This window comes from Bacillus sp. AF62 (assembly GCF_050312695.1).
Taxonomy (GTDB): Bacteria; Bacillota; Bacilli; order Bacillales; family Bacillaceae_G; genus Bacillus_A; species Bacillus_A cereus.
The window spans coordinates 1-266 of record NZ_JBNPJZ010000304.1; the positions used below are offsets into that span (position 1 = coordinate 1).

Here is a 266-nt window from a genome sequence, read left to right on the forward strand (position 1 = left end):
ACCGGTGATTATGGCTGCATGATTCCAAAAAATGAAGAGTTAGGAATACCTCGTGCTATCTATTTAGATAGCCGAGTAGAAAGAAAAGCACATATGGATGAAATCACAGGGAACTTACAAAAGGATACGCAAACAGCGTTTGAAAACGAGCTAATTCGTTCGAAAGACATTCCATTCACTCTAATTGTCGAGGACCTACATGGATATGAAAAGATGCTGCAAGGTAAATATCGTTCAAAATACAATCCATTCGCATTACTGGGTAG

General features: G+C 38.7%; 1 pseudogene. It reads left to right on the forward strand.

Annotation, left to right across the window (positions count from 1 at the left end):
* A pseudogene (locus tag ACQRBL_RS32850) lies at positions 1-266 on the forward strand (ERCC4 domain-containing protein); the annotation flags it as partial.